14 protein-coding genes and 1 tRNA gene are annotated in these 15,411 nt (G+C 61.9%); 1 reads left to right on the top strand and 14 read right to left on the bottom strand.

Going from position 1 to position 15,411, the window contains the following annotated elements; all coding sequences use genetic code 11:
* Nucleotides 1-196 precede the first annotated feature (196 nt).
* The 7 genes from HPY65_08955 to ispG form a co-directional block, all read right to left on the bottom strand.
* Nucleotides 197-273, bottom strand: a tRNA-Pro gene (locus HPY65_08955).
* Between the two features lie 9 nt (nucleotides 274-282).
* Nucleotides 283-885, bottom strand: a complete 603-nt coding sequence (locus HPY65_08950; protein NPU84607.1) for an XTP/dITP diphosphatase — start codon at nucleotides 883-885, stop codon at nucleotides 283-285.
* Nucleotides 882-1,604: a ribonuclease PH gene (gene rph, locus HPY65_08945; GenBank protein NPU84606.1), complete on the bottom strand. Its 723-nt coding sequence runs from the start codon at nucleotides 1,602-1,604 to the stop codon at nucleotides 882-884. Before rph ends, HPY65_08950 begins: the two co-directional genes overlap by 4 nt.
* Nucleotides 1,605-1,645: 41 nt before the next feature.
* Nucleotides 1,646-2,332 carry an N-acetylmuramoyl-L-alanine amidase gene (locus HPY65_08940; protein NPU84605.1) on the bottom strand — a complete coding sequence of 229 codons (687 nt, stop codon included), beginning with the start codon at nucleotides 2,330-2,332 and terminating at the stop codon, nucleotides 1,646-1,648.
* 232 nt (nucleotides 2,333-2,564) lie between these two features.
* Entirely contained in the window at nucleotides 2,565-4,712 is a 2,148-nt protein-coding gene (locus HPY65_08935) for a bifunctional (p)ppGpp synthetase/guanosine-3',5'-bis(diphosphate) 3'-pyrophosphohydrolase (GenBank protein ID NPU84604.1), read from the bottom strand.
* 49 nt (nucleotides 4,713-4,761) lie between these two features.
* Nucleotides 4,762-6,483, bottom strand: coding sequence for a proline--tRNA ligase (locus HPY65_08930; protein NPU84603.1), 1,722 nt, complete (start codon nucleotides 6,481-6,483; stop codon nucleotides 4,762-4,764).
* Nucleotides 6,484-6,534: 51 nt separating this feature from the next.
* Nucleotides 6,535-7,611 carry a flavodoxin-dependent (E)-4-hydroxy-3-methylbut-2-enyl-diphosphate synthase gene (gene ispG, locus HPY65_08925; protein NPU84602.1) on the bottom strand — a complete coding sequence of 359 codons (1,077 nt, stop codon included), beginning with the start codon at nucleotides 7,609-7,611 and terminating at the stop codon, nucleotides 6,535-6,537.
* A gap of 318 nt (nucleotides 7,612-7,929) precedes the next feature.
* Between ispG and HPY65_08920 the strand changes: the two genes are divergently transcribed.
* Nucleotides 7,930-9,111, top strand: coding sequence for a methionine adenosyltransferase (locus HPY65_08920; protein ID NPU84601.1), 1,182 nt, complete (start codon nucleotides 7,930-7,932; stop codon nucleotides 9,109-9,111).
* A gap of 584 nt (nucleotides 9,112-9,695) precedes the next feature.
* On the opposite strand, the gene HPY65_08915 is transcribed toward HPY65_08920, so the two are convergent.
* From HPY65_08915 to tsaB, 7 genes are all read right to left on the bottom strand, one after another.
* The gene (locus HPY65_08915) at nucleotides 9,696-10,889 is read right to left on the bottom strand and encodes a pyridoxal phosphate-dependent aminotransferase (protein ID NPU84600.1); all 1,194 of its coding nucleotides are present in this window, start codon (nucleotides 10,887-10,889) and stop codon (nucleotides 9,696-9,698) included.
* A 12-nt stretch (nucleotides 10,890-10,901) separates the two neighbouring features.
* Entirely contained in the window at nucleotides 10,902-11,399 is a 498-nt protein-coding gene (coaD, locus tag HPY65_08910; protein ID NPU84599.1) for a pantetheine-phosphate adenylyltransferase, read from the bottom strand.
* A complete protein-coding gene (gene rsmD, locus HPY65_08905; GenBank protein NPU84598.1) occupies nucleotides 11,396-11,968 on the bottom strand; it encodes a 16S rRNA (guanine(966)-N(2))-methyltransferase RsmD in 573 nt (190 codons plus the stop codon). Before rsmD ends, coaD begins: the two co-directional genes overlap by 4 nt.
* A gap of 73 nt (nucleotides 11,969-12,041) precedes the next feature.
* A complete protein-coding gene (locus HPY65_08900; protein NPU84597.1) occupies nucleotides 12,042-13,055 on the bottom strand; it encodes an aspartate-semialdehyde dehydrogenase in 1,014 nt (337 codons plus the stop codon).
* A 91-nt stretch (nucleotides 13,056-13,146) separates the two neighbouring features.
* On the bottom strand, nucleotides 13,147-13,920 hold the full coding sequence (gene pssA / locus HPY65_08895) for a CDP-diacylglycerol--serine O-phosphatidyltransferase (GenBank protein ID NPU84596.1): 774 nt from the start codon (nucleotides 13,918-13,920) through the stop codon (nucleotides 13,147-13,149).
* A gap of 17 nt (nucleotides 13,921-13,937) precedes the next feature.
* Complete coding sequence (locus HPY65_08890; protein ID NPU84595.1) at nucleotides 13,938-14,579, bottom strand: phosphatidylserine decarboxylase family protein; 642 nt, start codon at nucleotides 14,577-14,579, stop codon at nucleotides 13,938-13,940.
* 131 nt (nucleotides 14,580-14,710) lie between these two features.
* Entirely contained in the window at nucleotides 14,711-15,397 is a 687-nt protein-coding gene (gene tsaB / locus HPY65_08885; protein ID NPU84594.1) for a tRNA (adenosine(37)-N6)-threonylcarbamoyltransferase complex dimerization subunit type 1 TsaB, read from the bottom strand.
* Between the last annotated feature and the right edge of the window lie 14 nt (nucleotides 15,398-15,411).

The raw sequence follows: 15,411 nt of genomic DNA, 5'->3' as shown, positions 1-15,411 counted from the left end.
CCACGTTGCCGGCCGGTGCATCGCTGCGCGCTCGTTTCCCCCATCAGATTGTCGATCCGTGAAACCAGCCGTCTATATTGACTTTTTAAACCTATGGGCCGGGAACGTCAAATCAATAATGATTGCAAACCCGACGGGACGGATCGGCCATACGAAGAAAGGCTGCAAGGTGACTTGCAGCCTTTCTTCGTTCATATGGTCGGGGCGGCAGGATTCGAACCTGCGACATCTTGCTCCCAAAGCAAGCGCGCTACCAGGCTGCGCTACGCCCCGATTCATTTGCTAGCGGTTCTGAAGCCGCCTCTCAAGGGCCTCCCTGAATTTGCCGAAGGCCCGGGCTCGATGGCTGAGACGGTTCTTTTCCTCCAGAGACAGGCGAGCCACCGTTTTCCCAAGGGCGGGAACATAAAATACCGGATCGTACCCGAACCCTCCGTCTCCATCGGGTGTCTCCGCGATTATCCCCTCCCAGGCGCCTTCATAGGATTCGCAGGATCCGTCGGGCTCGCAGATGACCAGGATGCACCGGAAGGCGGCGTTTCTTCCCTCCTTCGGAACGTTCTTCATCTCCCGGAGCAGCTTTTCGATGTTCCTTGCATCGTCGGCATTCTCCCCGGCATACCGGGCCGAATGGACTCCCGGGGCGCCGTCCAGGGCGTCCACAGTAAGGCCAGAATCGTCGGCCAGGGCCGGATGGCCGGTATAATGGGCAATGGCAAGTGCCTTTTTCTGTGCATTCGCCAGGAAGGTTTCGCCGTCTTCCTCTACGTCCGGGGCATCGGGGAAATCGTCCAGCGAGAGGAGCGAAATCGGCAGTCCTGCCAGGAGGGCCCGAATTTCCCGGATCTTCCCCCGGTTGCGGGATGCGAAAACAACGGTCTTCAACGGCGGTCCCCCAGGGCCGCCTGCTGCGCATCGACGAGGGCCCGGATTCCGCCGGAGGCCGCCTCCAGCATGCGATCCAGAAGCTCCCGCTCGAAGGGAGACTCCTCCGCCGTTCCCTGTACCTCGATGAATCGCCCGCTTCCGGTCATCACCACGTTCATGTCCACGTCCGCCCGGGAATCCTCGGGATAGTTCAGGTCCAGGAGGATCTCGCCGTCCCGCACGCCCACGCTGACCGCCGCGACAGAATCTTCAACTGGGATACGGTCCACCAGGCCCCGCTCCTTCATCTTCCGGAACAGCTCCACCAGGGCCACGAAGCTCCCCGTGATGGAGGCCGTACGGGTTCCGCCGTCGGCCTGGAGAACGTCGCAGTCGATGTAGATCGTGCGCTCGCCGAAGGCGTTCAGGTCGGTCACGGCCCGGAGCGACCGGCCGATGAGCCGCTGGATCTCGTGGGTGCGCCCGCCGACCTTGCCGCGGGTCGACTCACGGGGTGTCCTTGTGGTCCCTGCCATGGGGAGCATCGCATACTCGGCGGTGAGCCAGCCCTTCCCGGTGTTCCTCAGAAACGGCGGGACGCCATCCTCCAGGGAGGCCGTACAGAGGACCTTCGTGGCCCCCATCTCGATGAGGACGGAACCCTCCGCGTGGTCCAGGTAGCCGACGGTCATGCGGACCGGACGCAATTCAAGGAGTTTTCTGCCGTCTGTTCGCATATTCAATTCGCTTCCATCAGTTTATTACGCCGTCCCTCTTCTCAGAGGACCTCGCGGATGCTCTTCGCGAGGGCGGCGGCTATGGCCTGTTGGGTGCCGTCTTCGAGGAGCCGCTTGCTGTCTTCGGGATGGGTGGCAAACCCGATCTCCACCACCACGGCCGGCACGGTCAGGCCTTCCAGCAGGGGAACGGGAGCCTCCCGGAGGCCCCGGTTGGCCTTCGGGAAAACCGTGGAGAGATTCTTCTCGATGGCCCGCGCCAGGCGAACGCTTTCGTTCAGGTACCTGTTCTTCGCCATGTCTTTCAGGATCGCCTTCGAGTCTCCGCCGTTCCCGGCCGCAGCCTGGAAGCCGGGGAACCAGACCTCGAATCCGTGGGCCTTCTTGTCGAAGCCGGCATTGACGTGGAGCGAAAGGACAAGGTCCGGCTTCGCGCTCGCGGCTGCCTTCGCCCTGTCTGCCTGGGACAGGGAGGTATCGGCGGTTCTCGTGAGGAGCACGTCGATTCCCCCGCCGGCCAGCGCCTTCTTCATCAGGAGCGCAACCGCCAGGGTGACGTCTTTTTCGGCGGTCTTTTCCCCTACCTGCACGCCCGCATCCGATCCCCCGTGTCCCGGGTCGATGAGAACGACCCGACGGGCGGACTGGGCCTCCGCGGAAATCGGAACGGAAAGGAGCGTCACCGCAAGAATCGCAACGAACATCATCAGGAACAGCCGCTTCATCATTCATCCCTTGTTGGAAATACCCTTGGAACAGGCTGCGGGTTCATACCGCAGGGGGAACATCCGTGTCAACCGGCAACCGCGCGGATGTCCCGCAACGTGTTTGCAGAAAGAGCCTGCCGGAAAGGCCACCGGGAAACGCTCGAGCACCGTCTCCCGAAATCTCCCGTTTTCCAGATGCCTCGAATGGCGGCGGCGGGGGAAACGCGGCGAACGGGCAGGTTTCAACGATCTTTCACAACTGCCGGAGGCGCTCGACCGACATCACGCAATCCAGCTTCTTGATGGCCGTTACCACTTTGTTGAGTTCGTTCAGGTCGTTGACGTCGATCTTGAAGTCGCAGACCGCCTGCATGTCCGGGTTGTTCGTGTCCACCTGGGCGTTGCTGATGTTGACGTCGTGGGCGGAGATGGCGCTGCTCACGTCTGCCAGCACTCCCTTGCGGTCCCGGCAGACAACGCGGATATGAACGGGATAGGTGTGCCTTTCCTTCACGTTCCATTCCACGTCCACCAGGCGGTCCGCCTCCATGTCCCGGGTGTTCGGACAGGTGCTTGTGTGAACGACGATCCCCCGTCCCCGGGATATGTAGCCCACGATCTCGTCCCCGGGGATGGGCGTGCAGCACTTGGCGAACCGCACCATCACGTCCTCGATCCCCGTCAGGGAGATGCCGACGGTGGACACCTCGTGCATCTTTTTCTTCGCCTTCTCGGGAACGGGCTCTTCCGCTTTCGGCTCTTCCGGCACGAAATACTGGACGACATGCTTCGGCGAGAGCTTCCCGTAGCCCACCGCCGCCATCAGGTCGTCCTGGGAACGGACCTGGTTCTCCTCGTAGATCTTCTTGAGCGCCTCCGGCTTGCCGAGAAGGCTGAACTTCAGGCCGTGCTTGCGGAACTCCTTCTCCAGGAGCTCGCGGCCCAGAACGATGCTCCGGTTCCTCTCTTCCGTGTTGACCCAGTTCTTGATCTTGGAGCGGGCCCGGGACGTAACGGCATACTTGAGCCAGTCCTTGCTGGGGTGGTGCCCTGCCTGCGTGGTGATCTCCACCCGGTCCCCGTTCTGGAGCTGGTACTTGAGGGGGACGATGTTGCGGTTCACCTTGGCGCCGATGCAGGTGTGGCCGACGTCGGAATGAATGCTGTAGGCGAAGTCGATGGGCGTGGCCCCCTTCGGGAAGGCCCGGACGTCGCCGTTGGGTGTAAAGACGTACACCTCGTCGGGGAAGAGGGCCATCTTCAGGGTGGACATGTACTCCCTGGGATTGTCCACCTCCTGCTGGACTTCCAGGAGCTCCCGGAGCCTCTTGATCTGCTCGTCCTCCCCGCCGTCGGTGGAGCGCCGCTCCTTGTACCGCCAGTGGGCGGCGATCCCCTCTTCGGCCCACTCGTGCATGGCCCGGGTCCGGATCTGGACCTCCATGCGCTCCCCGTAGGGGCCGATGACGGTCGTGTGAAGAGACTTGTAGTTGTTGGCCTTGGGGATGGCGATGTAGTCCTTGAAGCGTCCCGGAACCGGCTTCCACAGGGAGTGGATCATGCTGAGGGCCGCATAGCACTCCCGCACCGTGTCGGACGCCAGGATGATCCGGAATGCGATCAGGTCGTAAACCTCGTCGAACTCGATATGCTGGGCCTGCATCTTCTTGTGGATGCTCCAGAGGTGCTTGGCGCGCCCCTCCACATCGGCCACGAGGTCGGCCTTCCTGAGCTCCTCCCGGATGATCCGGGTGACTTCCTCGGTGTAGTGCTCCCGCTTCTCCCGCTTCTCCGAGACACGGAAGCCCAACTCGTTAAAGGCATGGGGCTCGAGGTACTGGAAGGCGAGGTCCTCCAGCTCCACTTTCATCCAGTAGATCCCCAGGCGGTTCGCCAGGGGGGCGTAGAGATCGAGCGTCTCCCGGGCGATGTACTTCTGCTTGTCCGGGGGGTGGTACTGGAGGGTCCGCATGTTGTGGATCCGATCCGCCAGGCGCACCATGAGGATCCGGATGTCCGCCGACATGGCCAGGATCATCTTGCGGAAGTTTTCCGCCTGCAGTGCCTCCCGGCTGCCCAGGGTGATCCGGCTGATCTTCGTCAGACCCTCCACCAGGAAAGCCACGTCCTTGCCGAAGGCCTCCCCGATCTGCTCGGGCGTGGCCAGGGTGTCCTCCACGGTGTCGTGGAGCAGTCCCGTCACGACGGTCGAGCAGTCGAGCCGCATGTCCGTCAACATCCCCGCCACTTCCATCGGGTGGATGAGGTAAGGCTCTCCCGAAAGGCGGACCTGTCCCTGGTGGACGCTGGCGGAGAAGACGTAGGCCTTCTGGATGAGCTCCTGCTCTTCCGGCGTCATGTAGGCCTGGGCCCGGTCGAGAATGTCGGTGATGCGGATCATGAACCGCTCACTCCGATCCTTTCGTCTCTTGCGTTCCCGTCCCGGCGGCTCACTCCGGAACCTTCATTTCGTCCCGGACGGTGCGGTCGACGAACTCCACCGCCTCGTCCAGGGGCAGGACGTGAACCTCGCCGGTCCGGCGGATCCGGACCTCCACCTTTCCCTCGGCCAGGCGTTTCGGCCCCACCGTAACCCGGAGGGGAATGCCGACGAGGTCGGCGTCCATGAACTTGACTCCCGCCCGCTCGTCCCGGTCGTCCAGAACCGCCTCGATCCCCCGGTCCTTCCAGGCTTCGTAGAGCCGTTCCGCCGCCCCGGCGAGGGCGCTGTCGTTCACGTTCGTCGGCGTGATGATCACCTGGTAGGGCGCCAGCGGCATGGGCCATACGATTCCCGCGGCGTCGTTGTTCTGCTCGATCGTGGCCGCCACCGTCCTGCCGATGCCGATGCCGTAGCAGCCCATGACCATGTACTGCTCCTTGCCGTTCCGGTCCAGGTAGACGGCCCGCATGGCTTTGCTGTACTTGAGGCCCAGCTTGAAGACGTGTCCGACCTCGATCCCCCGGGCAAAGTGGAGCTTTTTTCCGCACCGCGGGCAGGAATCCTCTTCTCGGATGGCCCGGAAGTCCGCAAAGGCCTTCACGGCGAAATCACGCCCCATGTTGACGTTCCGGACGTGGTAATCCTCCTTGTTGGCTCCCATGACGAAGTCGGTCATCCCGATCAGGGAATAGTCGGCGTAGACGGGACACCGGATGCCCACGGCCCCGACAAAGCCCCTGGGGGCATTCGCCACCTCGACGATCACGTCTTCCAGGGCCATTTCCAGTACGTCACACCCCAGGAAATTCTTCACCTTGATCTCGTTCACCTCGTGGTCGCCCCGGATCAGGACCGCCACGGGTTTGTCGTCGGCGCTGTAGATCAGGGTCTTGACGACCTCCTGGGGGGTCACCTTCAGGAACGCGCAGACTTCCTCAATGGTCCGGACGTCAGGCGTGTGGACATCCTCGACGGCCTTCGTCGAGGCCGCAGGCGCCGGTTCGGGCGGCCGCGCGATCTCCGCCTTCTCGAGGTTCGCCGCATAGTTGCAGGATTCGCAGTAGACCATTCCGTCCTCGCCCGTATCGGCGACGACGAGGAACTCATGGGAAAAGCTTCCGCCGATGCTCCCCGAGTCGGCCTCGACGGGCCGGAATTTCAGGCCGCAGCGGGCGAAGATCCGGTTGTAGGCGTCGAACATCTTCTGGTAGCTGGTCTCGGCCGTCTCGCTGTCCACGTCGAAGCTGTAGGCGTCCTTCATGCCGAATTCCCGGCAGCGCATGACGCCGAAGCGGGGACGGATCTCGTCCCGGAACTTCGTCTGGATCTGGTAGAGATTCCGGGGAAGCTGGCGGTAGGTCTTGATCTCGTTCCGCACCAGGTCGGTGATGACCTCTTCGTGGGTCGGCCCGAGGCAGCATTCCCGGTCGTGGCGGTCCCGGAAACGGAGAAGCTCCTTCCCGTAATGGACCCAGCGGCCCGACTCCTGCCAGAGCTCCGCCGGCTGCACCGTGGGCATGAAGACCTCCTGCGCCCCCGCACGGTTCATCTCCTCCCGGACGATCTGCTCGAACTTCCGGATAACGCGATAACCAAGGGGAAGATACGTGTAAACGCCGCTCGTGAGCTTGCGGATCATTCCCGACCGGATCATGAGCTGGTGGCTGATCACCTCCGCGTCGGACGGGACCTCCCGGACCGTGGGCAGAAACATCTCGGAATAACGCATGAATCCTCCTCGTATGGTTGGTTGTGCCGCGGCACGAAAGAACGTATGCGGTCAGCGCGGCCGACGGCCGGTCATGGCGTCCACTTCCTCCAGCAGCGCTTTCACCAGGTCGCCCTCGGCGACCTTCCGGACGGGTTTTCCCTTCTTGAAGAGCATCCCGGCCCGCTTTCCCCCGGCGATACCGATGTCCGCTTCCGCCGCCTCGCCGGGGCCGTTGACGACGCATCCCATGATGGCGATCTTCAGCGGTTCCCGCATGCCGGCGAGCCGGCGCTCCACCTCTTCGACAACGGCAAGCAGGTCGATCTCGCAGCGTCCGCATGTGGGGCAGGCGATGATATCGGGGCCCACGGCCCGGACATTCAGAGCCCGAAGGATTCCGTAGGCGATGCCGACCTCCGGTACGGGATTCCCGGTGACGGACACCCGGATCGTATCGCCGATCCCCTCGTAGAGCAGTGTCCCGATGCCGGCGGCGGACTTGACGGCGGCGTTGAGCAGCGTCCCCGCCTCGGTGACGCCCAGATGGAGCGGATAGTCCGTTCGGCGGGATACCTCCCGGTAGGCCTCGATCATGGTCGGCACATCGGAGGACTTGAGGGACAGCTTGATGGCTGTAAAGCCCAGGTCCTCCAGGAGGCGGACATTCCGGAGGGCGCTTTCCACGAGGGCCTCCGCCGCGGGTCCGCCGTACCTCTCCAGCAGGTCCTTTTCCAGGGAGCCGGCGTTGATTCCGACGCGGATGGGAATCCCCCGCTCCCCGGCGGCCCGCACGACCTCGGGGAGCTTCTCCCGTTTCATGTTGCCCGGGTTGATCCGGATGGCGTCGGCACCTCTCTCGATAGACAAAAGGGCAAGACGGTGATCGAAATGGATGTCCGCGACCAGGGGCAGGGAAATCCGCTCTTTGATCGCTTTCAGAGCCAGGGCGGCCTCCTCGTCCGGGACGGCCGCCCGGATAATCTCGCACCCCGCTTCCTCGAGGGCGTGGATCTGCCGGACTGTGGCTTCCACGTTCCGCGTATCCGTTGAGGTCATGGACTGAACGGCCACCGGCGCACCGCCGCCGATCTGCACACCGCCGATCACGACGGGACGGGTTTGCCTTCTTCTGACGGATCTCTCCAAGGACGGACTCCGGGAATGAAACTGCCTAAATGAAGGAGGGTTTTCTTATAACACGAAGGGGTGCAGCGATCAACCGGCCATTTTCCACCAGGGATGTCACTTTTTCCTTGACACGTCCACCCTTGTGCGATACGGCATCCGCCACAGCGGGAATTTAAAAGGTAAATTGCTCCGCTATACAAATGTGCTAAAGCGCCGAACCGATCCGTCCGTTTCAACCCGCGCTTCCGGCGCGGGTTTTTTTATCCATCGGACAAAAGCCCCGCGGGCTCATTGGTTTGGGAACTACGGAACCTGACAGAAGAAAGGAAAGAAAGCATGCAGATTTCATCGGAAAGCATCAAGGTTGGACACCCCGACATCGTTGCGGACATGATCGCCGCCCACATCATCGCGGAAATCCTGGACGCGGAACACGAGAGAAAGAAGATGGACATCAACACCATGCCTCACTGCGGGGTGGAGGTGTTTATCGGCAAGGGGCTCTGCGTCGTCGGGGGCGAGGTAAGCACCCGCGTGTACATCGATATCGATAAGGTGGTCCGCAAGACCGTCCTGGCCCTGGGATACAACGACGCGGCCGTCGGCCTGAACGGAAACTCGATGGGCATCCTGAACGCCATCATTCCCCAGTCTCCGGACATCAACATCGGCACCCGGGGAGACCTCGGTAAACACAAGGAAATCGGTGCCGGCGACCAGGGGATCATGTACGGCTTCGCCTGCGACGAGACACCGGACCTGCTCCCCCTTCCCTATGTCCTGGTGAGCCGGATGATGCGTACCTTCGAGGCGCTGAACGATCCCATTTTCGCTCCCGACGGCAAGGGCCAGGTCTCCGTCGAATACGACGACAAGACGGGGAAGCCGAAGCGGCTTGCCAAGGTCCTGATGTCCAACGCCATCGACTACCGCTTCGTGAAGGGGAAGAGATCAGCCGTGGAGACCAGGGCGAAGAAGATCGCCTTCGAATGCCTCGCCGACTGGGTGGACAAGAAGACGGAATTTCTCTTCAACCCCACCGGGGAATGGCAGGCGATCAACTCCTGCAGCGCCGCCGATTCGGGCGTGACGGGCCGCAAGCTCGTGGTTCAGTGCTACGGCGGATATCCGGGGGCCCAGCTGGGCGGCGGCTCCGTAGTGAACAAGTCGCCCGAGAAAGTGGATTGCTCCGCCGCATTCGGCGCCCGCTACGTGGCCAAGAACATCGTAGCCGCCGGACTGGCCGCGAAGTGCTCCGTCCAGCTCGCCTACGCCATCGGCATCGCGAAGCCCTTCTCGATCTACATCGACACCTTCGGAACGGGAAAAGTTCCGGCCAGGAAACTGGAAAAACTCGTCGAGGCCAATTTCGACCTCACTCCTGCCGGGATGATCGAGCGCTTTGACCTCCTCAACGGGAACGTCTACCGGAAGATTCCCGTGACCCTGTTCATGGACAACTACCGCTGGGAGAAGACGGACCTGGCGAAGAAGCTGAAGAAGGACGCAGGCATCTAACTCGTTGAGGGGACAGGCGGGAGCCTGTTCCCTGCCTTTTCCGAGGGGGCGGATTTCCGAATCCGCCCCCTTCCTTATTCCTTTTCTCCCCCACCAGCCGGATCGCCTTCTGTCGGTCACTCTGGAGAGAGGCTTCCCTCGCGCTCAGAAGAGTTTTTTCGACCCTGCAGCGTCTCGCTCCGCTGCAAAGTCATAACTCGCGCCTGGCGGCGCTCAGACAGATGACTTTGCGGGCGCTGCACTGCGACGGCAGGGTGCCCCGAAAAAGCCTCTATTCGCGCTCCGGGAAGCCCCACTCCCCGCCATCCGCGGGGGCGCGGCCGGGGGTTCCCAGAGGAGCGATTAGGACATTTTTCCATCCCTCCTGCCTGAGTGGTCGTCAACGGCGGATTGCGGAAAAATGGCCGCGACGGCGGGAACCCCCGTGACAGCCCCCGTGACACGACGCTCAAAGCAAGGAAAAACACAAGGGAACAGTAGAACTGAGTTACACAATGCTCCTGGCGAATGCCTGCGTCTGGAAGGGAGAAAAAAGAGGGGAAAGGTAGCGGAGGACAGGCGAACGCCTGTCCCCCGACTTTTGTTCAGCCCAGGCTCGCGACGGCTTTCGCGATCCGGCGCAGCCCTTCCTCGATGTTTTTCATGGAGGTGGCATAGGAGAGGCGGATGAACCGGTCGTCGCCGAAGGCGATCCCGGGCACCACCGCCACGTTCGCCTCCTCCAGCAGGAATTCCGTCACACCGGTGGATCCTTCGAGGGTTTTCCCGCGCCACGGGCGTCCGAAGAGCCCCTCCACGTTCGGAAACACGTAGAAGGCACCCTCAGGAAGGCGGCAGGAGATGCCCTGAACCGCGTTCAGCCCGGACGTGATGACGTCGCGCCGCTTCTGGAATTCCACGACCATGGCGCTTACGACGGATTCTTCGCCGTTCAGGGCCGCCACGGAGGCCTTCTGGGCGATGGAAGTCGGATTGGAGGTGTTCTGACTCTGGAGGTCCGTCGCCGCGGCAATGGCCTCCCGTGGACCCGCGGCATAACCGATCCGCCAGCCTGTCATGGCATAGGCCTTCGAAACGCCGTTCACGACGAAGGCGCGTTCCTTCAGCCGCCCGTCGACGCTGACGATGTTGGCGAATTTCCGGCTGTCGTAGAGGATCTTCTCGTAGATGTCGTCGGTAATCACAAGAATATCCGTCTCCAGAACGACCTCCGCCAGGGCTTTCAGTTCCGTCTCCGTATAGGCCGACCCCGTCGGGTTGGAAGGACTATTTAGAATGAGGGCCTTCGTCCGTCCCGTAAGGGCCTTCCGGAGCGCCTCCGGCCCGACCTTGAAGCCGTCCTTCTCTTCCGTCGGGAGGATCACCGGCGTGCCGCCGGCCAAGACCACGAGATCCGGGTAGGACACCCAGTAGGGTGCCGGGACGATCACCTCGTCCCCATCGCCGAAGAGGACCTGGGCCAGATTGTAGAGACTGTGCTTCGCCCCGCAGGAAACCAGGATCTCGGGACGGCTGTAGGTCAGTCCGTTGTCGCGGTTCAGCTTGGCGATGACGGCATCTTTCAGGTCATCGATCCCCCCCACGGGGGTGTATTTCGTGAAACCGGCCCGGATGGCCTCCACGGCGGCCTGCTTGATGTGCTCCGGTGTGTCGAAATCGGGTTCCCCGGCCCCGAACCCGAGGATATCCCGTCCGGCCGCCTTGAGAGCCGCCGCTTTCGCCGTCACGGCCAGGGTCGGAGAAGGTTTGATGAGTGTTGCTCGAGGTGACAGTTTCATGGTTTTCGTTTCCTATTTCTTGGTAAATTTCTCCTGCAGTTTCCTGTGAATGAGATCCGGCACCAGGCCCCGGACGGACCCGCCGAGGCTCGCCGCCTCCTTGATGAGGTTGGAACTGGTATAGAACCACTTGTAGCCCGTCATGAGGAAAACCGTCTCCACATCCCGGTTGAGGCGGCGGTTGATGAGGGCCATCTGGAACTCGTACTCGAAGTCGGACACGGCACGGAGCCCCCTCAGGATCACGCCGGCTCCGGTATTGCGGGCGTAATCCACCAGCAGTCCCGCAAAACTGTCAACCCGGACCCGCTCCCAGTCGTGCACCGTGTCCTTGAGTACCTCATGGATCAGGTCCATCCGTTCCTGCACGGTGAAGAGGGAGGCCTTATTGGGGTTGTATGCGACCAGGACCACGAGTTCGTCGAAAATCCGGAGGCCCCTTTCGATGATGTCGATATGGCCGTTCGTGATGGGATCAAAAGAACCAGGATAAACCGCTATCTTTTTCATGCGTAATTTTCTCCGCGCGCAGTGAGTTCATAGAAGGAGATCATGGTGTCCCCGTACCGTCTTCTGTCCGAGCAGCGCCAGATCTCCGCCGCCGGCTCCGTCAGTTCCTCCCTTGCCGAATGCTGAATCACCAGCAGGCCTTCCCCGTCCAGAAGCGGCCACTCGGCCGTTTCCTTCAGGATTTCACCAACCCGGTTCCCGGCGTAGGGGGGGTCGGCAAAAACCAAGTGGAAGCGTTCTCCCCTCCGGGAGAGCCGTCTGACGCCGTCGGAGGCATCGGTTTCCAGGATCTCCGCTGCGCCGTCGTATCCGCAATCCCGGACATTTCTCCGCAGGCACTCCGCCATTCGAGGATCCTGCTCAACGAACACCGCCCTGGCGGCGCCCCTGCTCAAGGCCTCGATACCAACGGCCCCGGAGCCGGCGTAGAGATCCAGAAAGGCAAATCCCCGGACATCCTGAAGGATGTTGAACAGGGCTTCCCGGATCCGGTCGGAAGTGGGCCTTGCCCGGCTGCCTTTCGGGACGAAGAGCCGTTTTCCGCGGGAAATGCCCCCGATCACCCTCATCCGTACCGCCTCTCCGGTCGTCCGGAGTTGCCGGGCTCGCCGCCCCGGTCTATCCGGCGGTCCACCCGGTTGTTCACAGGTAATCCCGGATCAGGATCTCGGCGATCTGGACGGCGTTGAGGGCCGCGCCCTTCCGAAGATTGTCCGAAACGACCCAGAGGTTGATCCCGTTGGCGATCGACTCGTCCTCCCGGATCCGCCCCACGAAGGTGTCATCCTTCCCGGCGGCATGAATGGCCAGGGGATACTGCCGGTTTGCGGGATCGTCCACCACTTTCACTCCCGGCGCTTCGGCGAGGAGGGCCTTCACCTCGGCGGCGGTGATCTTTTTCTCCGTCTCGATGTTCACCGATTCCGAATGGCTGTAGAACACGGGCACCCGGACCGTTGTGGCGGTCACCGCGATGGAGGGGTCCATGATCTTCTTCGTCTCATTGACCATCTTCATCTCTTCCTTGGTGTAGCCGTTCTCGATGAAGACGTCGATCTGGGGCAGGCAGTTGAAGGCGATCTGGTGGGGATAGACCTTCACGGTCGGCTCCTGGCAGGCCAGGAGTGCCCGGGTCTGCTGCTCCAACTCGTCGATGGCCTTCTTGCCGGTGCCGGAAACGGCCTGATAGGTGGAGACGACAATCCGCCTGATCCGAACCGCATCGTGAATCGGCTTCAGGGCGACCACCATCTGGATGGTCGAACAATTCGGGTTCGCGATGATTCCCCGGTTCCTGTACTGGGAGATCGCCTCCGGGTTGACCTCCGGCACGACCAGGGGGATATCCGGCACCATACGGAAGGCGCTCGTGTTGTCCACCACGACGCAGCCCGCCCGGGCCGCGATGGGGGCAAACTTCTCGCTGATGCTCCCCCCGGCTGAAAAGAGTCCGATCTGGACACCGCCAAAGGAATCATCCTTCAGGACCTCCACGGGATAAGACTTCCCCCGGAACTCGAGGGACTTGCCCAGAGATCGCTCCGAGGCCAGCAGCTTCAGTTGGCCCACGGGAAAGTTGCGCTCCTCCAGGATCCGGATCATTTCATTGCCGACGGCGCCGGTGGCGCCGACTACTGCTACACTCCATGTTCTCATAAAAAAACCTCTTCCGAACAAATTGAAAGGGTAGAGCACTGGAGCGTGGTGTGCGTCCGCTTTCCGTGCGCCTACCCTTCCTTCGCTTCGCTTACTTCTTCACGGCTTGCCGGGGCTCGGCGGGCCCCTTTTTTTTGGCTTCCGCGCCGTAGATCGCCTTCCGGAACATCTTATAGGCAAACCATGCCGGGCCGGAAACGCTGTATCCGGCGAAGAATGTGAACACCATGATCTGAGGCTCCGCAACGACAATGACCAGGACGAGCACAATCAGCACGAAGGAGATGAAGGGCTTCCGCGCGAAGAAATTCAGATCCTTGAAGCTGTAGTACTTGATGCTGCTCACCATGAACAGCGACAGGCAGATAACGCCGATCAGGACTCCCGCATGCGGGAAAGCACCCTGGAAGCCCAGATAGTGGTACAGAAGCACTCCCGTGGCGACGACGGAGGCCGCTCCCGGAATGGGCAGCCCGTTGAACACCTTGCTCTCGATGATGCCGATCTGGATGTTGAACCGGGCAAGCCGCAGAGCTCCGCAGGTGACGAACAGGAAGGCTGCGAGCCATCCCCACTTGCCGAAGGAAGACAGGGACCAGGTGTAGGCCAGGATGGATGGGGCCACGCCGAAGGCCACCAGGTCCGCCAGGGAATCATACTCGGCTCCGAACTTGCTGGTCGTGTTTGTCATCCGGGCGATCCGGCCGTCCAGGCCGTCCAGAACAAGGGCCGCCATAATCGCCCAGGCGGCCGTTTCAAACTGTCCGTGGGTGGAGACAACCACCGAGTAGAAGCCGCACAGCAGGCTGGCCGTCGTGAATAAGTTCGGCAGGACGTAAATTCCCTTCTTCATGCCGTCGCGCATACGACCGGTTTTTTCGTTCAATGCAGCACCCCCAGGGGGGTCTCCCCGGCCCGGGTCACGTCTCCGACTTTGACGGAGACCGTGGACTCCACAGGCAGGAAGACATCCAGGCGCGAGCCGAATCGGATGAGGCCGAAACGCTCGCCCCGGGTTACGGTCATGCCTTCTTTCAGCCAGCAGACGATCCTTCTGGCCACCAGCCCGGCGATCTGAATCGTCAGGATTTTCTTTCCATCATCGGTCCGGATCAGGACCGCGTTGCGCTCGTTGTCGGTCGACGCCTTGTCCAGGCTCGCAACGAGAAACTTCCCCTTGTAGTAGCGGATCCCTTCCACCGTTCCCGAGCAGGGAATCCGGTTCACATGAACATTGAAGACATTCATGAAAATGCAGATCTTCTTCGCCCGCCCTTTCAGAATATCGGACTCTTCGGCCTCTCCCACGAAGATAACCTTGCCGTCGGCGGGAGAAACGACCAGACCGGGCGTTTCGGGGGTCTTCCTTTCGGGATTCCGGAAAAACCAGAGGACAAAAGCCGTGATGAGCGTGAGAAGTGTTGCGGAGACGGGATAACCGGCGAGCCAGGACGTAACGGCAAAAACGGCCGGGACGGCGATAAACGGAATGCCTTCCGGCACGATGATGCTGTTTCGGCTCATGAATTCACTCTCCCGAGAAGCGACGGCCAAGCCCGGATTATGATTTCCCTATTATCCGAGATCGTGCCGGATGTCAACGGGTTCCGGGACGGCGAGCCTTGCCGTTGCAGTCATTCGGGAAGCCGGCTCTGCTACGTCCCCTGACCCGGCGGGGGTTGTTTCGTTTCCGCCTCGGACTGCCGCAGATAGGCGGGAACAAAGGTCAGCGGGTCTGCAAACCGCCCCGCCCGATAATAGTGCCAGGCCAGCCATCCCACGGCGGAGGCCCGGATGCCGTTCAACGGGGCGGGGGCAAAACGGGCTTTCTCTCCGAGCCTTTCCCGGATCGCCTCCGCATAGACAACCGCCCCTTCACCGATGAAGAGGGCCGGCTCCTGAATGGAACCCAGAAGTTCCGACAGGGACACTGTCGCATCGGGAATCCAGGCCTGGGGAAGGCCGGTTCCGTCGAAGCGGTAGAGAGCCCCATAGACCTGACCTTTTCTGGCATCGAGGAGCGGACAGACGGGGATGCCGGATCCGGCGGCGTTCATGGCCAGGGCCTCCAGGGTGGAAACGGGAACGATCGGTTTCCCCGTGGCCAGTGCAAGTCCCTTGATGGTTCCCGCCCCGATGCGCAGGCCCGTGAACGAACCCGGCCCGCCTGTCGCGGCCAGGAGATCGATCTCTTCGATACGGATGCCGGCCAGATCGAGGATGGACTGGACAAAGGGAAGAACGACCGTTGCATGATGACGGCCCAGGTCCGCGTACCCCTCCACCAGGATCTTTTCATCCTCCAGGAGGGCCGCGGAGGCCGTTTTTGTTGCCGTGTCCAAAGCCAGGATCTTCA

This window comes from Syntrophaceae bacterium, from assembly GCA_013177825.1.
Classification (GTDB): Bacteria; Desulfobacterota; Syntrophia; order Syntrophales; family PHBD01; genus PHBD01.
Note: the sequence above shows the minus strand (reverse complement) of the source record. Positions and strands in the feature narration are given on the sequence as shown.